The organism is Limimaricola sp. AA108-03, from assembly GCF_050847355.1.
Taxonomy (GTDB): domain Bacteria; phylum Pseudomonadota; class Alphaproteobacteria; order Rhodobacterales; family Rhodobacteraceae; genus Limimaricola.
On the sequence record NZ_CP193755.1, the window covers coordinates 2,634,310 to 2,656,640 of the forward strand.

A 22,331-nucleotide genomic window follows, 5' to 3' on the forward strand; every position below is an offset into this window, starting at 1 on the left:
GCTGCCCCCTCGGGGCTCCCCCGGCATATTTCGGGAAAGATGAACGAGGGGGGCGCAGCGGCGGTCGCGCGCCCCCCTCTACGCTCCCGCATTGCCGCCGAACGGTCGCGGCGTGGTGACCGCGCGGCGTCGCGTCCGGGCTTGCCATCGGCGCCGCTTTCGCGCGACACCGGCCCCATGCCAGATTTTCTCAACGTCTCCGCCTCGCTCACCGGCCGCCGCTGGGTGGGGCCCGCCGCCGAGGCCGACCGCCTCGCCCAAGCCATGGCCCAAGGCTGCGATCTGCCGTTGCCGCTGTGCCATGCGCTGGTGGGGCGCGGCGTCTCGGCCGAGACCATGGCGGGCTTTCTCGCCCCCACGCTACGCGATCTCCTGCCCGACCCGCTGAGCCTGCGCGACATGGGCGCGGCGGCGGAGCGGGTGATGCAGGCGGTGCAGCGCCGCGAGCGCATCGCGATCTTCGCCGATTACGACGTGGATGGCGGCTCATCGGCGGCGCTGCTGCTGGTCTGGCTGCGCCGGATGGGGCTGCAGGCGACGCTCTACGTGCCCGACCGGATCGAGGAGGGCTATGGCCCCAACGCGCCGGCGATGGCGAAGCTGGCGCGCGACCACGACCTGATCATCTGCGTCGATTGCGGCACGCTGTCCCATGAACCCATCGCCGCCGCCAAAGGCGCCGACGTGGTCGTGCTCGACCACCATTTGGGCGGAGAGACGCTTCCCGACGCTGTCGCGGTGGTGAACCCCAACCGGCAGGACGAGAGCGGCGATCTGGCGCATCTCTGCGCCGCCGCGGTGGTGTTCCTGCTGCTGGTCGAACTGAACCGGCGGCTGCGCGAGGCGGGCAAGCCCGGGCCGGACCTGATGGCGATGCTCGATCTGGTGGCGCTTGCCACCGTGGCCGACGTGGCACCCTTGATCGGCGTCAACCGGGCTCTCGTGCGCACCGGGCTGCAGGTCATGGCGCGCAGGCAACGCGCCGGGCTGGTGGCGCTGGCCGATGTGGCGGGTCTCGACGTGCCGCCCACCGCCTATCATCTGGGTTACCTGCTCGGGCCGCGCGTCAACGCGGGCGGGCGCATCGGCAAGTCCGATCTCGGCGCACGGCTTCTGGCGACCGACGATCCGCACGAGGCGGCGGCGCTGGCCGAGAAGCTCGACCATCTCAACCGCGAGCGCCGCGAGATCGAGGCACGGGTGCGCGACGCCGCGCTGGAGCAGGCCGAGGCGCGCGGCGTCGACGGCCCCCTCGCCTGGGCCGCCGGGGCGGGATGGCACCCGGGCGTGGTCGGCATCGCGGCGGCGCGGATGAAGGAGGCGACGAACCGCCCCGCGGTGGTGATCGGCATCGAGGACGGCATCGGCAAGGGCTCGGCCCGCTCGGTGCCGGGCATCGATCTGGGTGCCGCGATCCACCGCGTCGCGGCCGAGGGGCTTCTGATCCGTGGCGGTGGCCACAAGATGGCGGCCGGCCTCACCGTCGAGGAGGGGATGATCGACGCGGCGATGGCGCGGCTCTCCGAACTCCTGGAAAAGCAGGGTGCCGGTGCCGGGGGACCACGCGACCTGCGGCTCGATTCGGTGCTGATGCCCGGCGCGGCCTCGCTGGAACTGGTCGAACGGATCGAGGCGGCGGGCCCGTTCGGCGCCGCCGCCCCGGCGCCGCGCTTCGCCTTTCCGGACGTGATGCTGCACCACGTGCGCGAGGTCGGTCAGGGCCACCTGAAGATCTCCTTCGGCGACGGCATCGGCGGGCGGCTCGACGGCATCGCCTTCGGCGCGATGGACGGGCCGATGGGCGCCGCCTTCGCGCGCCATGGCGGCGCCCGGTTCCACCTCGCGGGCAAGCTCGATCTCAACATCTGGAAGGGCCGCCGCTCGGTGCAGCTCAGGCTCGACGACGCCGCGCCTGCGGGCTGAGAAACGGGACGAATCTGCCCCCACGGCAATTTCGCGCCAGCGCGATTTTCCCCTTGCGACCCCGAGGCTGTTTCCCTAAACACCGCCTCACCGACGAGCGGCCCGTTCGTCTATCGGTTAGGACGCCAGGTTTTCAACCTGGAAAGAGGGGTTCGATTCCCCTACGGGCTGCCATCGGTTCACGGATCAAGGTCCCGTTCGGGAAACCGGTTCCGTCGTCAGAGTGGCCCGTTCGTCTATCGGTTAGGACGCCAGGTTTTCAACCTGGAAAGAGGGGTTCGATTCCCCTACGGGCTGCCACGACGCCTTGTTTCCCCGACATTTCTGCCTCCTGCCCTCGCGCCAATTCGCGAATGCGTGCCGCAAGTTCGGTTGTTCCCGACCGCCTGCGCCGCTAAGTCTCCCCCCGGTATACCACTAGGGAGGCGCCGCTCATGGCACAGCAGGACAAAGCGAAGATCGGCCTGATCGGCCTTGGCACCATGGGCAGCGCGCTGGCGCTCAACATCGCCGAGAAGGGCTTTCCCATCGCGGTGTGGAACCGTCGCAGCGACGTCACCCGCGCCTTTCACGCCGAGGCGGGCGACCTCGCGGAGCGGGTGATCCCGACCGAGAGCTATGAGGAACTCGTCGCCGCGATCGAGAAGCCGCGCGCAATCATCCTGATGGTGCCCGCCGGCGCGCCGGTCGATGAGCAGATCGCGGCGCTCAGGCCGCTGCTCGATGCCGACGACATGATCATCGATGCGGGCAACGCCAACTTCCACGACACCAACCGCCGCGTCCGCGAGCTCGACGACGTGTCCTTCCTCGGCATCGGCGTTTCGGGTGGCGAGGCCGGGGCGCGGCACGGGCCCGCGATCATGGGCGGCGGCGAAAAGGAACTGTGGGACCGCGTTTCGCCGATCCTCGAGGCGATCTCGGCCAAGTTCAAGGGCGAGCCCTGCGCCGCATGGATGGGCCGCGAAGGCGCGGGCCACTTCGTGAAGGCCGTGCATAACGGCATCGAATACGCCGACATGCAGATGATCGCCGAGGTCTATGGCGTGATGCGCGACGGTCTCGGCATGAAGGCGGATGCCATCGGCGACGCCTTCGCCCGCTTCAACGAGGGCGCGCTGCAATCCTACCTGATCGAGATTTCCTCGATCGTCACCAAGGCCGCCGACAAGCATACCGGCGAACCGATGATCGACCTGATCCTCGACAAGGCCGGCCAGAAGGGCACGGGCCGCTGGACCGCGATCGAGGCGCAGCATCTCGCCGCGCCGATCCCGGCGATCGAGGCCGCCGTGGTGGCGCGCAACCTGTCGAGCCGCGTCGCCGCGCGCCGCGAGGGCGAGGAGCTGTTCGGCGCCGCGCCGATGCAGATCCCCGAGGGCACGGTCTCCGACGAGATGCTCGAGCGGGCGCTGATCGCCGGCAAGGTGCTTTGCTACGCGCAGGGCTTCGACATGATCGCCGCCGCCTCCGAGCAGTTCGGCTGGGCCCTGCCCCTGCCCGAGATCGCCAAGGTCTGGCGCGAGGGCTGCATCATCCGCTCGGCGATGCTCGACGACATGGCCGCGGCGCTGGCCGAGGACGAGGATCGCAACCTGATGCTGGCGCCGGTCTTCGCGCGCTACCTGCGCGAGGGCCACGTGGCGCTGCGCGAGCTGGTGGCGCTGGGTGCGCGCTATGGCCACCCGATGCCGGCGCTGTCCTCCGGCCTGAGCTATTTCGACACGATGCGCACCGCGCGCGGCACCGCCAACATGATCCAGGCGCAGCGCGACTATTTCGGCGAGCATGGCTTCGAGCGCATCGACGGCATCGAGGACGAGCACGGGCCCTGGCACGGCCACGGCGTCTGAGCCCTTGCCGGTCCTGTAATGCAAAAGAGGCCCCCGCGCAGCGCGCGGGGGCCTTGTTCGTTCCAAGCACCTAGGCCGGTCTCAGCTTTCGCGGGAGCTCGTGTAGACGTCCCATAGCACCAGCGCCACCGTCACGACGAGCACGCCGCCGAGATCGAGGCGCGGAATGTGCGAGATCAGGATCCACAGGAACCCGAGAAAGAAGACCAGCGCCACGATGGTCATGATGCGGTTCAGCATGGGTCGGTCTCCTCGGCCAGCAGCCCTTCGAGCCAGCGCGCGGTACGCAGCAGCCGCGCGTCGTCGCCGCGCCGCCCGACGAGCTGTGCGCCCATCGGCAGGCCGGTTTCTGATTGCAGGATCGGCACCGTGACGGCGGGGGTGCCGCACAGCGTCCAAAGCCCGTTGAAGATGGAATCGCCGGTGCTGGCATGTCCCTCGGGCGCTGGGCCGAGGGCCGCGGGGCACAGGATCGCGTCGCAGCGCTCGAAGATCTCCTCGAGCCCGGCATAGAGCACGTCGGACCAGTCGAGCGCGGCGATGTAGTCGCGCGCGGGGATCGACTTGCCCCGGTCCAGCGCCTCCCGCATTTCCTCCGAGAGCCGTTCCCGGCCGCGCTTTTCATAGCCGTAATAGGATTTGGCCATTTCGGCGAGGTTGATCCGCTCGCGGATCGTCGCGGCCTCCTCGAACGCGCCCGGCAGCGCGGTCTCGAAGCATTGCTCGCCCAGCGCCTCGACCAGTTCGCCGAATCCCGCGATCGTGTCGGCATCGGCCCGGTCCCAGCCCGGCGGTCGCAGGAAGGCCAGGGTCGGGCGCACCGGCGGTTCCGTCATGGCGGTGGAATGCAGCCGGGGCGGCGGCGCGAGGCTGGTGGCCCGGTCGCCCGCGTCATGACCGTAAAGCGCCTCGGCCAGAAGCGCCGCGTCCTCGACGTTGCGTGCGAAGACGCCGATCGTGTCGAGCGATGGCGACTGGCTCAGCACGCCTGTGCGGGGGATCGCGCCGAAGCTCGGCTTGAAACCCACCGTGCCGCAGAACGAGGCGGGCCGGATCACCGAGCCCCCCGTCTGCGTGCCGACCGCGAGCGGCACCATGCCGGCGGCCACCGCGGCGGCCGAGCCGGAGGAGGAGCCGCCCGGGGTGCGGGCGGCGTCGTGCGGGTTGCGGGTCTTGCCCGGATGCAGGAACGCCAACTCCGCCGTCACCGTCTTGCCGAGGATGACGGCGCCGGCGGCGCGCAGCCGTTCGACCAGCGCCGCGTCGCGCTGGGGCACCCTGCCCTCGTCGAGCGGGGTGCCGTTCTGCGTCGGCACCTTCGCGGTGTCGATCACGTCCTTGAGCGCCACCGGCAGCCCGTGCAGCGGGCCGGTGGGCCGCCCCGCCCGGCGCGCCGTGTCGAGCGCCTGCGCCTGTTGCATCGCGTAGCCGCCGTCGAGCCAGGCCCAGGCCTGGACCTCCGGCTCCAGCGCCGCGATGCGGTCGAGGCAGGCCTGCACCAGATCCGTGGCGTTCATCGCCCCGCTCGCCATCCGGTCGCGCAGTTCGCGCGCCGACAGGTCGAGCATCGCGACGTGACCCTTTGGCATCGGCTTCGCTTTCATCTCAGCGCCCATAGAACAGCTCCGGCAGTCCGAAGACCAGGTTCGGGAAGATGTAGACCAGCACCATCGAGACCACGACCATGGCGAGGAACGGCATGATCCCCTTGAAGATCTGCGTCAGCCGCACCTCCGGGGGCGCGATGCCCTTGAGGTAGTAGGCCGACATCGCCATCGGCGGTGTCAGGAACGAGGTCTGCAGGTTCAGCGCCACGAGGATGCCGAAGAACAGCGGATCGACCCCGAAGATCTCCAGAAGCGGCAGGAAGATCGGCACGAAGATGATGATGATCTCCGACCATTCCAGCGGCCATCCCAGAAGGAAGATGATCAGCTGCGCCAGGATCAGGAACTGCACCGGGGTCAGGTCGAGGCCTGAGACGAACTCCGAGATCAGATGCTCGCCGCCCAGATAGGAGAAGACCGAGGAGAAGATGTAAGAGCCGACGAAGAGCCAGCACACCATCGCCGTGGTCCGCACCGTGAGATAGACGCTCTCGCGCAGCCGCTGGAAGGTCATGGCGCGGTAGATCACCGCCAGCACCATGCCGCCCAGCGCGCCGATCGCGGCGGCCTCCGTGGGGGTGGCGAGGCCGAACAGGATCGAACCCAGCACCGACAGGATCAGCACCGCCAGCGGAAAGAAGGAGGTGAAGAGCATCCACAGCAGCTTGCCCAGCGGCACGTCGGGCACTTCGTCCTTGGTCGGGCGCGGCGCGACCGAGGGCTGGAGGATCGAGCGGCCGACCACATAGGTGAGGTAGAGGCCGACGAGCACGAGACCCGGCAGCAGCGCGCCCGCATAGAGCCGGACGATCGAGACGCCCGAGGCCGCCGCATAGACGATCAGCATGATCGAGGGCGGGATCAGGATGCCCAGCGTGCCGCCGGCGCAGATGATGCCCGCGGCGAAGGAGGGCTCGTAGCGCGCCTTGAGCATAGCGGGCAGCGCCAAGAGGCCCATCAGCGTCACCACGGCGCCGACGATGCCGGTGGCGGTGGCGAAGAGCGCGCAGGTGATCAGCGCCGCGACGCCCATCGAGCCGGGCACGTTCTTGGAGGCGATGTTGAGCGTGGTGAACAGCCGGTCGACGATGTTCGCGCGCTCGACGATGTAGCCCATGAACAGGAACAAGGGCACCGCGGTCAGCACCTCGTTCGACATCACCGTGTAGGTCTGGTTGATGAACAGGTCGAAGACGCGGTTGTTCAGGAATCCCTCGATCCAGGTCGACGTGCTTTCCCACCAGCTGGCGATCTCGGGATCGAGCCGGTCGAAGTTGCGCCACATGCGGCCGGCATCGAAATAGGCGTAGTAGCCGAAGCCGATGCCGAGCGCCATCAGCGTGAAGGCGATGGGAAAGCCCAGGAAGACGAGGCAGATGAAGACGCCCAGCATCATCAGGGCGATTTGCGGTTCGGTCACGTGCGTGCGCTCCGTATCGGGTTAACGCGGAAGCCGCGCGTCATTTCATGTCCGGGTGATCGCTGGGGGCGGTCATCTGCTTCATCAGAAGCTGCTCGGTCTCCTCGACATCCTCCGCCGCGGCGAGCCAGACGCCGTCGCGCATCGCGAGGATGCAGCGGAAGACCTGTGCGACCCCCTGGATCGCGAGCAGGATGCCGGCGGCGACGATCACCGTCTTGAACTGGTAGATCGGCACGCCTGCCGGGCTGTTGACCGAAACCTCGCCGTATTGCCAGGAGCGCGAGGCGTATTTCCAGCCCGCGAAGATCAGCGCGAAGACGCCGGGAAAGAAGAATATGATGTAGAGCAGGCCATCGACCGCGGCCTGCACCCTGACCGGCCAGAGCCGGTAGAGGAAGTCGCCGCGCACATGACCACCGCGCGACAGCGTGTAGGCGCCGCCGATCATGAACAACGTGCCGTACATGATGAAGGAGAGGTCGAGCGCCCAGGGCGTGGGCGCACCCAGCACGTAGCGCACGAAGACCTCGTAGCTGACCCCGAAGGTCATCAGCACGATGAGCCAGCCGAAGACCTTGCCGAAGGCGGCGGAGAGGGCGTCGGCGAATTTGATGTATCCGAGCATTCGCGTCCCGTATGGTTGCGGGCCCGGCGACGCGGTCGCGCCGCCGGGCGGTCAGGCTTGGCTCAGAGCGCCAGCTTGCCGGGGTAGTAGTGCTCGTAGGCGAGCGTGTAGTCCGGCGAGTTCATCAGCGTGTAGTAGGTCACGCGTTCGACCCATTCGCGCTGGCTGTCGAGCACGCGCTTCATGAACTCGTCCTGCTCGAGCTCGGGGATCAGCGCGTCCCAGGCGTCGAGCTGGGCCGAGAGGATCGCCTGCGGCGTGCGGTGCACGGTGACGCCGCTCTCGGAGAGCTTTTGCAGGTCGCGCGAGTACTGGTCCAGCGCGGTCGCCGAGTTCGCGGTCGAGGCGGCTTCGACCGCGTGGCGCATGATCGCCTGCAGGTCGGGGTCGAGCCCTTCCATGAAGCTCTTGGAGAACAGGAACTCGAAGCTCTCGGAGGCCTGGTGGTAGGACGAGAGATAGTAGTTCTTGGCCACGTCCTGCGCGCCGAAGCGGCTGTCGGAGGTCGGGTTGTTGAACTCGAAGGCGTCGATCACGCCGCGCTCCATGGCGGGCACGATCTCGCCGCCCGGCAGCTGCGCAACCGACATGCCCATCGACTGCATCAGGTCGGCCGCGAGGCCCACGGTGCGGTACTTCAGGCCCTTGATGTCGTCGACGCTGGCGACCTCGTTCTTGAACCAGCCGAAGGGCTGCGCCGGCATCGGGAAGCCGAGCATGCCCTCGACGTCGAGGCCCATCGTATCCATCAGCTCGGCGTAGAACTCCTTGCCGCCGCCGGCGTAGAACCAGCCCAGCATGGTATCGGCCGAACCGCCGAAGACGGGGCCGGTGCCGAACAGCGAGGCGGCCTTGTTCTTGCCGTACCAGTAGACCGGCACCGAGTGGGCCATGTCGATCAGACCGTCGCTCACCGCGTCCATCACTTGGAACGCCGCGACCACGGCGCCTGCGGGCAGCACGTCGACCTTGAGCCTGCCGCCGGACATCGCCTCGACGCGGTCGGCATAGGCCTGCGCCATTTCCTGCCAGATGTCCGAGGCCGGCCAGGAGGTCTGCAGCTTCACGACGATCGGGCTCTGGGCGAGCACGGCCGGTGCGGCGAGACCGCCGGCCGCGGTGACGCCCGCGCCGAGCGCGCCCTTGCGCAGGAACGAACGCCGCGACACCTGCGCGGTCTTCTTCGGGGTAACTGTCATGAACTCCTCCCAGATATCCAATTGGGCCGGCGCTCCCCCGCGCGGCCACCCCGATCATTGAGGTTCGGCCACGTAAACGCAACTGGTAATTATTCTTGACCAGATCGGCGCCGCGTCTAGTTCAGCCCGTCCTCGTGCTCCGATTTGCATTGCGGCCCGCCCTCCACCTTGTTCGCGGGCGCGATGCCGATATATCTGGCGGGCTGGCAATCGCAGGAATTTCCCGATGACGCTCGACATCAGCACGGTCTTCGAATCGGCCGCGACGGCCTACATGCTGATCGATCGCGACCTGCGCTATGTCTGGGTGAACCGAGCCTATTGCGAGGTCACCGGGCGCAGCCCCGAACAGCTGCTGGGCCGCAGCGTACCCGAAGTGTTTCCCGCCCAAGGCGAAGCCGAGGCGATGCTGCACGCCTCCTTCGAACGGGTATTCCGCAATGGCCGGACCGATCACCTGCCGCTGATCCCCTACCCGATCGCCGATGCCGACGGCGAGGTCGAGCACCGTTACTGGAGCGCCACCCATACGCCGATCCCGGGCGGTGACGGCCGGGTGCAGTATCTGCTGCAAAACACCCATGACGTGACCGACCTGTACATGCGGGCGCATCGCGGAGAGCCCGACCAGGAGCAACTCGCGGAGCGCGGCAAGGAGGGCGAAATGCTGCTCCGGGCCGAGAGCGTGGCGCAGCAGAACCTCGAACTCGGCATGGCGGCGCGGTTCTTCGAGACGGTGTTCGACCAGGCGCCGAGCTTCATCGCCATCGTCAGCGAGCCCGATCATATCTTCCGGCTGGCCAACCGCGCCTACATGCAGATCGTCGGCGTCGACCGGCATCTGATCGGACGGCCTGTCCGGGAGGCGCTGCCGGAGGTGGTGGAGCAAGGCTTCATGGAGCTGCTCGATCAGGTCTGGCACAGCGGCGAGCCGCTCACCATGCGTGACGTGCAGGCCTATCTCGAGGACGATGAGGGCCGGCGCAAGGAAGTCTTCGTCGACTTCGTCTACCAGCCGCTCTTCGGCCCCAACGGCCGCACCATAGGTATCCTCATACAGGGCCACGACGTCACCGCCCAGCATCGCGCGGTGACCGAGCTGCGCAATGCCGAGGAGCGATTCCGCACCTTGGCGCAGAACATGCCGGCCCATGTCTGGACCGCCCGGCCGGACGGGATGCTCGACTGGGTCAGCGACCCGATCCATGCCTATGCCGGCACCAGCGACGGCCAGCTGCTGGGCGAGGATTGGGGCCGGATCGTGCATCCCGACGACCTCGCGCAGGTGGTTCCGATCTGGGAGAGCTCGATCGCGCGGGGCGAGACTTACGAGACCGAATTCCGCCTGCGGCGGGCGGATGGCAGCTGGCGCTGGTTCCTGGTGCGCGCGGTGCCGGTGCGCGACCCCGAAGGGCGGATCGCGCAATGGATCGGCACCAACACCGACATCGAGGACCGCAAGGCGACCGAGGCGACACTGGCCGAGCTGAACGCAACGCTCGAGGAACGGGTCGAGAACCGCAACCGGGCGCTCGAAGAGGTCAACGCGACGCTGCGCCAGAGCCAGAAGATGGAGGCGATCGGCAACCTCGCGGGCGGCGTCGCGCATGATTTCAACAACCTGCTGCAGGCGATCACCGGCAGCCTGCAGCTGGCCCAGCGCGAGCTCGGCCCCGATGCGCCGGCGGCGCGGCGGATCGGCCAGGCGATGGGCGCGGTCGAGCGCGGCGCCACGCTCGCGACCCAGCTGCTGGCCTTCGGCCGGCGCCAGCCGCTCGAGCCGCGCGCCGTCGATCTGGGGCGGATGCTGGACGAGCTGACCCCGATCCTGCGCTCGGCCGTGGGCGAGGGCGTGCGGATCGAAACCCGGTTGGCGCCGGGGCTGTGGAACACGCTGGTCGACGCCGCCAATCTCGAGAACGCGCTCCTGAACCTCGTCGTGAACGCGCGCGACGCGATGCAGGGCCAGGGCCGGCTCACGATCGAGCTGGGCAACACCGAGATCGATGCCGGGACCGCACGGGCGATGACCGACGTGGTGCCGGGCGAATACGTGCGGCTCTCGGTCAAGGATGACGGCAGCGGCATGGAGCCCGAAGTGATCGAGAAGATCTTCGAGCCCTTCTTCACCACAAAGCCCGAGGGCAAGGGCACCGGGCTCGGCATGGCGATGGTCTATGGCTTCGTGAAGCAGTCCGGCGGCCATGTGACGATCGACAGCGCGCCGGGCCGCGGCACCACGGTACGGGTCTACCTGCCCCGTTCGCTCAGGGCCGCGGCCCCGGCGCCGCAGCGCAGCGCCGGGCCGGTGCTCGGTGGTCGCGAGACGGTGCTGCTGGTCGAGGATGATTTCGACGTGCGGCAGGTTGCGGCCGAGATGCTGGAGGATCTGGGCTACGCGGTGATCACGGCCGAGGATGCCGATGCAGGTCTCGGCGTGATCGAATCCGATCGCGACTTCGACCTGCTGCTCACCGACGTGGTGATGCCGGGGCGGCTCACCAGCCGCGAGATGGCCGAGCGGGCGCAGGCGCTGCGGCCGGGGCTGCCGGTGCTGTTCGCCTCGGGCTATTCGCGCGATGCGATCGTGCATGACGGCCGTCTCGACGACGGCATCCAGCTGCTGCCCAAACCCTATCGCCGCGAAACCCTGGCACGGCGGCTGCGCGAACTGCTCGACCGACCGGCCGGATCGGAGCGCGCCGCGGTCCCGAGCAAGGCGCCGCAGACGCCCGCGCCTGCCCCGGCCGGCGCGCCGGCCCTGGCGCCGACCCCGACCCTGCCTGCGCCGTCCGAAGGCATCGGCGGCCTGCGGGTCGTGGTCTGCGAGGATGACACCTTCATCCGGCTGGATCTGGTGGAGATGCTGATGGCCGCGGGCGCCGAGGTACGCGAGGCCGCGACGGGCGCGCAGGCGCTGGCGCTCCTGGAGGCGGCACCGGCGGACCGGCTCCTGATCGATGTGGGCCTGCCGGACCGCTCCGGCCTCGAGGTTGCGCGCGACGCGGTGGCACGCCAGCCGGATCTGTCGGTGATCTTCGCCACCGGCCGCGACACGGTGCCCGGCGCAGAGAACCTGCCGCAGGCGCGGGTGCTGACCAAGCCCTTCGGACAGGAGGCGCTGTTGCGGGCGGTGGGTCTCGCCTGAACGCGCACGGGCCGCGCATTCCCGCGCGGCCCGTGCCTCTCCCCAGCTCCGGGCGGGGGTCTTTCGCCCCCGTCCCGCCCGTTTGCCTTAGTCGGTGATCGCGGCCTCGCGCTGGGCCGCGCCGCGCATCCGTGCCTTGACCACGCCGCCCACGAAGATCGGCAGCACGAAGCCGATGATCGCCACGGCCCAGAGCGCCAGCGTCAGCCAAGAGCCGAACAGCACCGAGTAGTCGCCATCGGCGATGGTCACGGCGCGGCGCATGTTCACTTCCATGGCATTGCCCAGAAGGGTGCCGAGGATCACCGGCACCAGCGGCACGTCGAGCTTCCTGAGCACCCAGCCCGCGACGCCGAAGGCGATCATCACCATCAGGTCGAAGCTGGAACCGGAGATGCCGTAGATTCCGACGAAGGAGACCATGGCGACGATCGGCATCAGGATGCGCGGCGGCACCATCAGCACCCGCACGAACAGCCCCACCATCGGGATGTTCATCGCCAGCAGCATGACGTTGCCGATGAACAGCGCCGCGATCAGGCCCCAGACCACGTCCGGGTTCTGGGTGAACAGCAGCGGTCCGGGGGTGATGTTGAGCGACAGCAGCACCGCCAGCAGCACCGCCGTGGTGCCCGAGCCGGGCACGCCCAGCGCCAGCATCGGCACCAGCGCGCCGCCCGCGGCGGCGTTGTTGCCCGCCTCGGGCGCCGCGACGCCGCGCGGATCGCCGGTGCCAAAGGTGCCCTCGCGGTCCACCAGCTTCTTTTCCATTGAGTAGGAGATGAACGAGCCCAGCGAGGCCCCGGCACCGGGCAGCACGCCCGCGATGAAGCCCAGAACCGTGGTGCGCAGCATCGTCGGCGTGCAGGATTTCAGCACCTTCCAGGACGGGGTGATCCGGCCGATGTTCAGCTTCGGCGCCGTGCTGGCATCCTTGTCGGTGCCGCGATGCTCGAGGAAGATGAACACTTCCGACAGCGCGAACAGCCCGACGATGGCGACGAGAAAATCGATGCCGTCATAGAGATGCACCTCGCCGAAGGTGAAGCGCGGCACGCCGGTCTGGGTGTCGACGCCGACCATGGCGAGACCGAGGCCCAGCGCCGCGGCGAAGGCCGATTTCGCCTGGTTGGTCGAGGACACGCCGCCCAGCGTCATGAACGCCAGGGCGAAGAGCGCGAAATACTCGGCCGGTCCGAACAGCAGCGCCACCTTGACGAGCTGCGGCGCCAGCATGACGAGGCCCCAGGTCGCGAAGAAGGCCCCGACGAAGGAGGCGACGCCCGACAGCGCCAGCGCCTCGCCGGCCCGGCCGTTTCGGGCCATCGGGTAACCGTCGAGGCAGGTCATCATCGCCGGTTCGTCGCCGGGGATGTTGAGCAGGATCGACGATATCCGCCCGCCATACATCGCGCCGTAATAGACCGAGGTGAGCAGGATCAGCGACGGCGTCGCGCCGAGGCCCAGCGTGAAGGCCAGCGGGATCAGGATCGCCACGCCGTTCGAGGGGCCGAGGCCCGGCAGCGCCCCCATGATGGTGCCCAGAAAGCAGCCCATCAGCGCCAGCGCCAGATTCTGCCAGGTGAGGGCGACGGCGAAGCCGTCGCCGAGTGATGCGAGCAGTTCCATGATCGCTCCTTCAGAAGCCCAGAGGCCCGCGGGCGAGGCTGAGCCCGAGGACGAGATGGAAGATGGCGTAGATGCCCAGGCTCGTGCCGACGCCGATCAGCACGCTTTGCAGCGGCGACGAGCCGAGCCGCCAGGTCAGGTAGGCGGCCGCGAAGGCGGTGGCGATGACGAAGCCCAGCTCGGGCAGCAGCTGCGCGTAGGCGATCATCACCAGGGCGGCGAGACCGATCTCGGCCAGCCGTCCCGCGCGGGGCCATTCGGGTTCCGGGTCCGGCTTGAACAGGAACCAGATCGAACTCAGCGCCATGACCGCGGCGATACCATAGGGAAAGGCGCGCGGGCCCACCGCATCCGACATGAAGCTGTCGGGGATGATGGTGGCGCGCCAGATATAGAGCAGCGCGAGCATCAGGCCGATGCCGCCGAAGATTCGATCGCTCATGCGATCCTCCCGGAATTGGGGGACGGGGCGCGCCTCGCGGCGGCGCCCCGTCCGGGCCCTCGAGGGGCCGGTTACTGGATGATGCCGATTTCCTTCGACAGCTCGGTGATCTCGTTCACCGAGTCCTGCACGAAGGCCTGGAACTCCTCGCCCTGCAGGTCGAGCGGCGCGAGGCCGTTGGCCTCCATGATCGCCTGCCATTCGTCGGAGGCGTAGAGCTGGTCGATCGAATTCGCCCAGTAGTCATAGGCCTCCTCGGACATGTCGCCCGGGCCGTAGAAGCCGCGCCAGTTGGCGCCGACCGCGTCGATGCCCTGCTCCTTGGCGGTGGGGATGTCCGAATACTCGCCCTCGAGCCGCTCCGGCGCCAGCACCGCCAGCACGCGGATGTCGCCGGATTCGATGAAACCGGTGGATTCGGACAGATCGCCGGTGAAGGCCTGGAGCGAGCCGCCCAGCAGCTGCGTGACCGCCTCGCCGCCGCCGTCGAAGGCGATGTACTTGACGCCGCGCACCTCCTCGATTCCGGCCTCCTGTGCGGCGATCAGCACCTTGAGGTGGTCCCAGCCGCCCACGGCCGAGCCGCCGCCGATCGAGATCGAGGTGGGGTCGGCCTTGATCATCTCCATCAGATGCGGCAGGTCCTGCACCTCGCTGTCGGCGGCGACGGCGATCACGCCGTAATCGGCACCGACGGAGCCGAGCCAGCGGACCTGGTCCATGGTGTTGCCGGGATAGGCGTTCTGCGCCAGACGGGTCGCGGTGGCCGAGGAGGCGGCGACGATCAGATCGTTGTCATCCTTGCGCTTGTTCACCACCTCGGCGAAGGCCACGCCGCCGCCACCGCCGGCGAGGTTGACGACCTGCATGGTCGAGGGGATCAGGCCGAGATCCTGCAGGGTCTTGCCGACCTGGCGGCAGGTGAAGTCCCAGCCGCCGCCCGGGTTGGCGGGTGCGATGCATTCGGGGTTCTGGGGCGTGAAGTCCTGCGCCATGAGCGCGGCGGGCGCGGTGCCCAGGAACGCGGCCGCGATCAGGCCGCGGCGGAACGTGATGGTCATGTCTGTCCTCCCTGTGGTCTCTGGCCGCCCGGAGCGCTCTCCGGCAGCCTCGTCCGCCCTTGTGCCGGGCCAAGCTGTCATCAAGCTGTCATGCCCCGGCTTCGGGCTTCTTTCCGCGCCGCGACGCCCCTATGCTGGGCAGCCGGAGGAGCGCATGCGGATACTGATCGTCGAAGACACGCCGGATGTCGCCGAGGCCGCGAGCGCGAGCCTCGGGCGGGCGGGCTTTGCCTGCGACATCGCCCCGACGCTGGCGGATGCGCGTGCCTGCATCGACATCACCGGCTATGCCGCGATGGTGCTCGACCTGAACCTGCCGGACGGCTCGGGCCGCGATTTCCTGCGCGAGCGCCGCCGCGCGGGCGATCTCACCCCGGTTTTGGTGCTCACCGCGCAGTTCTCGGTCGAGGACCGGGTCGGCGCGCTCGACGAGGGCGCGGACGACTATCTCGTGAAGCCCTTCGACCTGCGCGAACTGGAGGCCCGGCTGCGGGCGCTGACCCGTCGCGAGGCCGGGCGTGCCGAGAACCGGATCGCGCTGGCCGGGCTCGATTTCGACGCGGGCGCGCAAAGCCTGCGGGTAAACGGGGCGGCGGTGACGGCGACGCGGCGCGAACTGGCGCTGTTGAACCTGCTGCTCGCCAATCGGGGCCGGATCATGCCCAAGGACCGGCTGTTCGACGGGCTGTTCGGCTTCGAGAACGCCGATGTCGGCACCAACACGATCGAACTCTACGTGGCGCGGCTGCGCAAGAAGCTCGCCGGATCCGGGGTCTCGATCGAGACCCATCGCGGCCTCGGCTACCGGCTCGACCTCGATGGCTGAGACGCGGAGCTGGTCGCTCAAGGCGCGAGTGGCGCTGGCGGTGGGCGCAGTCTTGGGGCTGGGCGGGATCGTGGTGCTGTCGGTGGCGCTGGCCTATGGGCGGCAGGCGGCGCGAGAGGCCTATGACCGGTTGCTTCTGGGCGCGGCCAGCGACATCGCCGCCTCGATCAGCATCCGCGATGGCGCGGCGCTGGTGGACATGCCGGCCTCGGCGTTCCAGATGCTGGCGCTCGCGCCGGAGGACCGGATTCGCTACCGCGTCACCGGCCCCGACGGCACCACGCTCACCGGGGCCGAGGATGCCCCCGCCCCGCCGCGTCAGGAAGGCACCGGGCCGGTGTTCTACGACGGCGCCTTGGGCGCCGAGCCCGGGCGCTACGTCGCAGTCACTCGGCGCTTTGCGGAGCGCAGCTTTTCGGGACCGGTGCGGGTGATCATCGGCCAGACGCTGCGGGCGCGGCAGGCGCTGGCGCGCGACATCGCCGGCGGCGCGCTGGCGGTTCTGGCGACGGCGGGGCTCGCCATCGGGCTCTTTGCCTGGCTCGCCACGCTCTCGGCGCTGCGCCCGCTGCAGCGGCTGGGTCAGGCGCTGGCCCGGCGCGATCCGGTCGATCTGACACCGATCACCCTGCCGATGCCGAAGGAGATCGCGCCGATGCTGGGCGCGCTGAACGGGTTCATGGGCCGTCTCGACCGGCAGGCCGCCGCCAGTCGCAACCTGATCGGCGACGCCGCGCACCAGCTGCGCACCCCGGTCGCGGCGATCCGCGCGCAGGCGCAGGACGCGCAGGAGGAGACCGACCCGGCGCGGCGTGACCGGCTCCTGGCGCGGATTCACGAGCGCAGCGTCGGGCTGTCGCGGCTACTCGACCGGATGCTCGACCGGGCCATGATCATCCATCGCAGCGACACCGCGCCGCGCAGCGCCATCGACCTGCGCGACGTGGCGCTCGAGATCTACGAGGCGCTGGAGGACGCGCCCGGCGGCGCCGCGATCCGGCTCGACCTGCCACCGGGCCCGGTCGTGGTGCGCGGCGATGCGCTGTCGCTGGTCGAGGCCGGCAAGAACCTCGCCGCCAACGCGCTGGCCCATGGCCATGCGCCGATCCGGCTCGGCGTGGCGCGCGAGGACGGCACCCCCCTGCTGTTCGTCCGCGATTGCGGCCCCGGCCCCGCGCCCGCGATCCTCGAGGGTCTGGGGGCGCGCTTTGCCTCGCACGCACCGGGCGGTGCGGGGCTTGGCCTCGCCATCGCGCGCGAGGTGGCGCAGAGCCATGGCGGCGCGCTGCGGCTCGGCCCGCGCGAGGATGGCTTCGAGGCGGCGCTGTCGCTGCCGAGGGCGGTCGCGTGATCCGCGCCGCTCTCCTCGCCTGGGCGCTGATGACCGCGCCCGTGGCCGCGCAGGAGCTGCTCCGGGATTTCGGACCGGAGAGCGCGACCGAGACCCTGCGGCTACGTTCCACCACCGACATCGCGGTGCTGGGCCCGGTGATCGAGCGCTTTCTCGAAACCCGGCCGGGTTTGCGCGTCGCCTACGAGCAATGGGGCTCCAACGCGCTGTATGGGCTACAGGCGTCGGATTGCGCCGCCGGGCGCGCCGGTGCCGATCTGGTGATCTCCTCGGCGGTGCACCAGATGGTGGATCTGGTGAACGAGGGCTGCGCCCGGCCGCATCGCTCGGCCATCACCGCCACCCTGCCCGACCCGCTGGTCTGGCGCGACGAGCTGTGGGGCGTCACCCGCGAACCGGCGGTGATGGTCTACAACCGCGATCTCGTGCCGCCCGCGCAGGTGCCGCGCTCGCGCTTCGACCTGCTGGACCTGCTGCGGCCGACCGAAAGCCCATTCCGCGGCCGCGTCGCCACCTACGACATCGAGCGTTCGGGGCTGGGCTACCTCTTTGCCTTCGCGGACTCGATGGAGGCCACCACCTTCGGCGGCCTGATGGAGAGCTTCGGCCGCTCGGGCGCCGTCGCAACCTGCTGCTCGGCCGAGATCATCGACGGCGTGACCGAGGGGCGCTACCTCGTGGCCTACAACGTTCTGGGGTCCTATGCGCTGGTCCGCGCGCGCCGTGACCCGCGTCTCGGTGTGGTGGCGCCGCTGGACTACACGCTGGTGCTGTCGCGCGCCGCGATGATCCCGAGCACCGCCGGTCAGCCACGCGCCGCGACGCAGCTCGTCGATTTCCTGCTCTCGCCCGGGGGGCGCGTGGCGCTGGAGCAGGCGCTCTTGATCGTGCGGCTCGAGGATGGCGACAGCACGGCGCTGGATCTTGGCGGGGCGGCCGAGACCCTGCAGCGCCCCATTGCGCTGGGCCCGGCATTGCTGATCGCGCTCGATGCGCACAAGCAGGCGCTGTTCCGAGCGCGCTGGCGCGACGCCTTTCCCGAAACGGGCGGCGCCGCGCCGTGAGGCTCACTGCAACGCGTCGGGGATCGTCGCGCTGATCTCGATGGCCGCGAAATAGGCGGCGAGATCCTCGATCTCCCCATCTTCGAGGCCTTGGGCGATCAGCGTCATCTGCTCATGCGCCCGTTCGCCCTCGCGGTAGGCGCGCAGCTGTGCGGCGAGGTAATCCGCCGGTTGCCCGGCGAGGTTGGGCGCATCGGGTGCCATCGAAATGCCGTCGCGACCATGGCAGGCGGCGCAGGCGCCGGCCGCGGATTTTCCCGCCTGCGGGTCGCCTTGCGACATGGCGGCGATCGGTATCAGCCCGGCCAAGACCGGGCCGATCAGGTATCTCGTCATCATGCTCTCCGATAGAAGCCCCGCAGTTTCGGGCCGCGGGGCGAGAGGTTTCAGTTGCCCGTGCCGCTTCCGGCGTCGTGCTCCATGCCTTCCATGCCTTCCATGCCTTCCTGCATCTCCTCCATGTGCTCCTGCATGTCCTCCATCCCTTCCATGCCTTCCTGCATGCCCTCCATGTTCTCGTGCATCTCGCCTTCCATGGCCGCGTTGCCTATGGAGCCGCCGGACATGCCGGCCGAGCCGCCCTCGCTGCCGCTGTAGGAGATCCGGTAGATCGCCCCGGCGAAGTCATCGGAGACGAGAAGCGAGCCGTCCTTCATCACCGCCACATCGACGGGGCGGCCGAGATACTCGCCGTTCTCGGTCAGCCAGCCCTCGGCGAAGACCTCCGGCTCGCCGGCCGAGCCATCCTCGTTCACCGGCGTGAACATCACCCGCGCACCGACCGGCTCGGTCCGGTTCCAGGAGCCGTGCTGGGCCGAGAAGATGCCGCCGTGATACTTCGCGGGGAAGCTGTCGGCGGCGTAGAAGGCCATGCCGAGATCGGCGGCATGGGCGGTGTACTCGGCCTCGGGATTCACCACGTCGGAGGGAATTTCCTCGTCCATGTACTCGTTGGTACGGGTCGTGCCGCCGCCATACCACGGGAAGCCGAAGTTCTGGCCCGCAGCGGTGATGCGGTTGATCTCGCCCGGCGGGATGTCGTCACCCATGCCGTCGACCTGATTGTCGGTGAACCACAGCTCGCCATTGGCCGGGTTGAAGTCCATGCCGACCGAGTTGCGGATGCCGCGTGCATAGACCTCGCGCCCCGAACCGTCGGTGTTCATGCGGATGATGCCGCCGATCCCCTGCTCGTTATAGAGATCCATCTTCTCCTTGGGCGGCACGTTGTAGGGCTGGCCCAGCGCGATGTAGAGCATGCCGTCGGGGCCGATGTCGCAGACCCGGGCGCCATGGTTGAAGCTCTCCTCCTCGACCGGGATCAGCTCGCCCTGCGGCACCAGCTCGGCCACCGCCACATCGGGCGATTCATAGAAGAACTCGGCCGCCGGGAACATCAGCACGCGGTTGTGCTCGGCCAGCATGAGAAAGCCGTCCGGAGTCATGCAGGGGCCATTGGGCACCGCGAGGTCGAGCGCCGGGGCGAATTCCTTGACCTCGTCGGCGACGCGGTCGCCGTCGCGGTCGGTCACCGCCCAGAACTTGTCCTTGCGGGTGCCGACGAAGACCACCGGCACCGAGTTGCCCAGCGCCATGTGTCGTGCGTCGGGAACGATGGCGAAGAGATCGATCTCGAAGCCCTCGGGCATCTCGATGTTCTCGAGGATGCCCTTCAGGCGCTCGGCCTTCTCGCCGGTCTGCTCGACCTGCGGGATGTCGAGCGAGGTGCCGGTGGTCCGGAACTCCCGCATCTTCTGCAAGCTGTCGTCGCCGCCCTGCGCGAGCGCCGATACCGGCAATGCCGCGCTCATCAGAAGCGCGGCCGTCATCTGGGAAATACGCATCGTGTCCTCCCTCACTTTACGCAAGGTAAAACTAACGCCGCCCAAAATTTGGTCAACAAATATTACCGCGCTTCCGGTCGTGCGAAACCGTTCAGGCGATCACCGCGATTCCCACGCCCAGCAGCACCGCGATGAAGGCGGTCTGGGCCGCGACGAGGGCGATCGCCGGGCCGCCGACATCGAGGAGTTTCTTCAGCGAGGTCTTCATCCCCACCGCCGCGATCGCGGTCAGCAGCGCCCAGCGCGATACCGCGCTCGCCGCTTCGGAAAACCAGACCGGCAGCAGCCCGGCGGAATTCAGCGCCGCCAGCGCCAGAAACCCCAGAACGAAGCCCGGCACCAGCGGCGGACGCTTGGCCCCCTCGGGCGCGCGGCGTCGCATGACCAGCGCAGCGCCGAGCACGATAGGCGCCAACATGGTGACGCGGATCAGCTTGACCAGCGTCGCGAGATCGCCGGTCTCCTCGGAGACCGAGTAACCCGCCCCCACCACCTGCGCCACGTCGTGGATCGTGCCGCCGAGGAACACCCCGGTCTGGCGCATGTCGAAGCCGAGCCGGTCGGCGAGAATCGGATAGGCGATCATGGCCAGCGTCGAGAGCATGGTCACAGAGACCACGGTGAAGATCAGGTCGCGCTCGCCCTCCTCGCGCCGTGGCAACACCGAGGAAATGGCCATCGCGGCCGAGGCGCCGCAGATCGCCACCGCGCCGCCCGAAAGAAAGGCAAAGAGCCGGTCGCGACCGAGCACCCAGGCCGCGAGGATCGAGGCGCCGATGGTGGCGAGCACGCCGCCGATGATCAGAGCCAGAAGCCCCAGCCCCAGCTCCTGCACCATGCCGGTGGAAATTCGTACGCCCAAGAGCGCAACGCCGATCCTGAGCAGCACGCGCGAGGAAAAGGCGATGCCGGGCGCGCTGCGCGGCTCTTCCGAGAGGAAGGCCAGCGCGATGCCCAGAAGGATCGCCATCAGCATCGCGGGCGCGCCGTAATGCTCCGACAGGAACTGCGCCGCCATCGCCACCAGAGCCGCGAGGGCCACGCCCGGGAACAGGCTCCGGGCGGTATCGGCGAGGCGGGTCATGGCGGCTCCTTTGGGCATGGCGGGCGGGCAAGGCGGGGGTAATGCCGGGCTCTGCCCGGGCACGGAGAGGACGGATTTCGGGAAGGATCGATGCCCCCGAACGGCTCCGGAGGCACCGAGAAAGGCCCGGGGGCGGCAACCGCCCCCGGGCACGGTCCGGAGGGCCTTACTCCATGTCGGCGGCGCGGACCGCCTCGAGTTCGGTCTCGGCCTCGGCCACGGCGGCGGTCAGCGCGTCATAGATCTCCTGCCCGCCTTCGACATTGGCGGTGAACCACTCGTAGACCGGCTGCGCCGCCTCGGCGAAGGCGGCCTTCTCCTCGGGGGTCGGCACGTAGAGGTCGCCACCACCGGCGACGAAATCCTCATAGGCCTGGATCGACTTGCGCTTCGGGCTGGCGAAGGTCGCCTGCTGCAGCTGGTAGAAACCGTCGACCACGACGCGTTTCATGTCGTCGGGCAGCTCCTGGAAGGTCTGGTTCGACATCCACCACAGCGCGCCCATATAGGCGTGGCCATCCAGCGTGACGTATTGCAGGCCCGCGTCGGGGAACTTCATCGACATGATGTCGGTGATGCCGTTCTTGGTGCCCTCGACCACGCCGGTCTGCAGCGAGGTGAACAGCTCGGGCCACGGGATCGGCGTCGGCGAGGCACCCAGCGCCCGTACCAGCTCCTGCGGCAGGTCGGCGACCACGGTGCGGATCTTCAGCCCCTCGATGTCGGCGGGCGCGGCGATCCGACGCTGGGTGTTGGCGAAGTTGCGCCAGCCACCGGTGTTGCCGATCGTCATCAGCCGGATGCTGTCGCCCGAATCCTCGAGCGCCATGTCGCGCATGGTGCGGGTGAAATCGCCGGACAGCACGGCCTCGGCGATACGGTCATCGGCCATCACGTAAGGCAGGTCGAGCACCTGCACGTAGGGGAACAGCCCCGAGGCGCCGCCGGAGGTCGAGATGTAGATGTCGATCGAGCCGTCGGCCACGCCCTGCAGGCATTCCGCGCCGTTCGAGCACAGCTGCGTGCCCATGAAGATCTCGACCGCGATGGCGCCGTTCGAGGCGGCTTCGACATGGCTCTTGAAGGCTTGCAGCCCGTCGTAATCCTCGTCGGCCTCGTTCGAGTTGGCGGTGGCGCGGAGCGTGTATTCCTGGGCCGTGGCGGGCAGCGCGGTGCCGGCCAGCAGCGCCGCGAGACCGGCGGCCTTGAAGGTGTTCGTGAGCATGGTGTCCTCCCTGTTGCTCGTCTTGTT

General features: G+C 68.9%; 17 protein-coding genes, 2 tRNA genes and 1 pseudogene. 8 read left to right on the forward strand and 12 right to left on the reverse strand.

What is annotated here, in order from left to right; translation table 11 throughout:
* The first annotated feature begins 177 nt into the window (after nucleotides 1–177).
* The 4 genes from recJ (at nucleotide 178) to gndA (ending at nucleotide 3,776) form a co-directional block, all read left to right on the forward strand.
* Nucleotides 178–1,923 (forward strand): single-stranded-DNA-specific exonuclease RecJ, encoded by a 1,746-nt coding sequence (recJ, locus tag ACRAQ3_RS12890; protein WP_432254901.1) that lies wholly within the window; start codon nucleotides 178–180, stop codon nucleotides 1,921–1,923.
* 99 nt (nucleotides 1,924–2,022) lie between these two features.
* Nucleotides 2,023–2,097: transfer RNA gene (locus ACRAQ3_RS12895), tRNA-Glu, on the forward strand.
* Between the two features lie 51 nt (nucleotides 2,098–2,148).
* Nucleotides 2,149–2,223 (forward strand) — tRNA-Glu (locus tag ACRAQ3_RS12900).
* A gap of 134 nt (nucleotides 2,224–2,357) precedes the next feature.
* A complete protein-coding gene (gene gndA / locus ACRAQ3_RS12905; protein ID WP_432254902.1) occupies nucleotides 2,358–3,776 on the forward strand; it encodes an NADP-dependent phosphogluconate dehydrogenase in 1,419 nt (472 codons plus the stop codon).
* Between the two features lie 81 nt (nucleotides 3,777–3,857).
* On the opposite strand, the gene ACRAQ3_RS12910 is transcribed toward gndA, so the two are convergent.
* The 5 genes from ACRAQ3_RS12910 to ACRAQ3_RS12930 all read right to left on the reverse strand — a co-directional run bounded on the left by ACRAQ3_RS12910 (nucleotide 3,858) and on the right by ACRAQ3_RS12930 (nucleotide 8,630).
* Complete coding sequence (locus ACRAQ3_RS12910; protein ID WP_269395810.1) at nucleotides 3,858–4,016, reverse strand: hypothetical protein; 159 nt, start codon at nucleotides 4,014–4,016, stop codon at nucleotides 3,858–3,860.
* Nucleotides 4,010–5,365 carry an amidase gene (locus tag ACRAQ3_RS12915; protein ID WP_432254903.1) on the reverse strand — a complete coding sequence of 452 codons (1,356 nt, stop codon included), beginning with the start codon at nucleotides 5,363–5,365 and terminating at the stop codon, nucleotides 4,010–4,012. Before ACRAQ3_RS12915 ends, ACRAQ3_RS12910 begins: the two co-directional genes overlap by 7 nt.
* A gap of 16 nt (nucleotides 5,366–5,381) precedes the next feature.
* Nucleotides 5,382–6,803 carry a TRAP transporter large permease gene (locus ACRAQ3_RS12920; RefSeq protein WP_269395808.1) on the reverse strand — a complete coding sequence of 474 codons (1,422 nt, stop codon included), beginning with the start codon at nucleotides 6,801–6,803 and terminating at the stop codon, nucleotides 5,382–5,384.
* A gap of 40 nt (nucleotides 6,804–6,843) precedes the next feature.
* The gene (locus ACRAQ3_RS12925) at nucleotides 6,844–7,431 is read right to left on the reverse strand and encodes a TRAP transporter small permease subunit (RefSeq protein WP_269395807.1); all 588 of its coding nucleotides are present in this window, start codon (nucleotides 7,429–7,431) and stop codon (nucleotides 6,844–6,846) included.
* Between the two features lie 62 nt (nucleotides 7,432–7,493).
* Entirely contained in the window at nucleotides 7,494–8,630 is a 1,137-nt protein-coding gene (locus tag ACRAQ3_RS12930) for a TRAP transporter substrate-binding protein (protein ID WP_269395806.1), read from the reverse strand.
* A 226-nt stretch (nucleotides 8,631–8,856) separates the two neighbouring features.
* Between ACRAQ3_RS12930 and ACRAQ3_RS12935 the strand changes: the two genes are divergently transcribed.
* Nucleotides 8,857–11,778 (forward strand): PAS domain-containing protein, encoded by a 2,922-nt coding sequence (locus tag ACRAQ3_RS12935; RefSeq protein WP_432254904.1) that lies wholly within the window; start codon nucleotides 8,857–8,859, stop codon nucleotides 11,776–11,778.
* Between the two features lie 87 nt (nucleotides 11,779–11,865).
* Here the strand turns inward: ACRAQ3_RS12935 and ACRAQ3_RS12940 are convergent, their stop codons facing one another.
* The 3 genes from ACRAQ3_RS12940 to ACRAQ3_RS12950 all read right to left on the reverse strand — a co-directional run bounded on the left by ACRAQ3_RS12940 (nucleotide 11,866) and on the right by ACRAQ3_RS12950 (nucleotide 14,910).
* The gene (locus tag ACRAQ3_RS12940) at nucleotides 11,866–13,407 is read right to left on the reverse strand and encodes a tripartite tricarboxylate transporter permease (RefSeq protein ID WP_432254905.1); all 1,542 of its coding nucleotides are present in this window, start codon (nucleotides 13,405–13,407) and stop codon (nucleotides 11,866–11,868) included.
* Nucleotides 13,408–13,417: 10 nt separating this feature from the next.
* Entirely contained in the window at nucleotides 13,418–13,849 is a 432-nt protein-coding gene (locus ACRAQ3_RS12945) for a tripartite tricarboxylate transporter TctB family protein (protein WP_269395803.1), read from the reverse strand.
* 71 nt (nucleotides 13,850–13,920) lie between these two features.
* Nucleotides 13,921–14,910 carry a Bug family tripartite tricarboxylate transporter substrate binding protein gene (locus tag ACRAQ3_RS12950; protein WP_432254906.1) on the reverse strand — a complete coding sequence of 330 codons (990 nt, stop codon included), beginning with the start codon at nucleotides 14,908–14,910 and terminating at the stop codon, nucleotides 13,921–13,923.
* Nucleotides 14,911–15,064: 154 nt separating this feature from the next.
* On the opposite strand from ACRAQ3_RS12950, the gene ACRAQ3_RS12955 reads away from it, so the two are divergent.
* The 3 genes from ACRAQ3_RS12955 to ACRAQ3_RS12965 are packed head-to-tail and all read left to right on the forward strand — an operon-like array spanning nucleotide 15,065 to nucleotide 18,151.
* Entirely contained in the window at nucleotides 15,065–15,736 is a 672-nt protein-coding gene (locus tag ACRAQ3_RS12955; RefSeq protein WP_432254907.1) for a response regulator, read from the forward strand.
* Nucleotides 15,729–17,087 (forward strand): sensor histidine kinase N-terminal domain-containing protein, encoded by a 1,359-nt coding sequence (locus ACRAQ3_RS12960; RefSeq protein ID WP_432254908.1) that lies wholly within the window; start codon nucleotides 15,729–15,731, stop codon nucleotides 17,085–17,087. Before ACRAQ3_RS12955 ends, ACRAQ3_RS12960 begins: the two co-directional genes overlap by 8 nt.
* Complete coding sequence (locus ACRAQ3_RS12965) at nucleotides 17,084–18,151, forward strand: ABC transporter substrate-binding protein (RefSeq protein ID WP_432254909.1); 1,068 nt, start codon at nucleotides 17,084–17,086, stop codon at nucleotides 18,149–18,151. Before ACRAQ3_RS12960 ends, ACRAQ3_RS12965 begins: the two co-directional genes overlap by 4 nt.
* 3 nt (nucleotides 18,152–18,154) lie before the next feature.
* Here ACRAQ3_RS12965 and ACRAQ3_RS12970 read toward each other — a convergent pair whose 3' ends face one another.
* From ACRAQ3_RS12970 to dctP, 4 genes and pseudogenes are all read right to left on the reverse strand, one after another.
* A complete protein-coding gene (locus ACRAQ3_RS12970; protein ID WP_432254910.1) occupies nucleotides 18,155–18,487 on the reverse strand; it encodes a c-type cytochrome in 333 nt (110 codons plus the stop codon).
* A 257-nt stretch (nucleotides 18,488–18,744) separates the two neighbouring features.
* Nucleotides 18,745–19,995 (reverse strand): annotated as a pseudogene (locus tag ACRAQ3_RS12975) (PQQ-dependent sugar dehydrogenase); the annotation flags it as partial.
* A gap of 91 nt (nucleotides 19,996–20,086) precedes the next feature.
* Nucleotides 20,087–21,079, reverse strand: a complete 993-nt coding sequence (locus ACRAQ3_RS12980) for a YeiH family protein (protein ID WP_432254911.1) — start codon at nucleotides 21,077–21,079, stop codon at nucleotides 20,087–20,089.
* A gap of 166 nt (nucleotides 21,080–21,245) precedes the next feature.
* Nucleotides 21,246–22,304: a TRAP transporter substrate-binding protein DctP gene (dctP, locus tag ACRAQ3_RS12985; protein WP_269395795.1), complete on the reverse strand. Its 1,059-nt coding sequence runs from the start codon at nucleotides 22,302–22,304 to the stop codon at nucleotides 21,246–21,248.
* Nucleotides 22,305–22,331 lie beyond the last annotated feature (27 nt).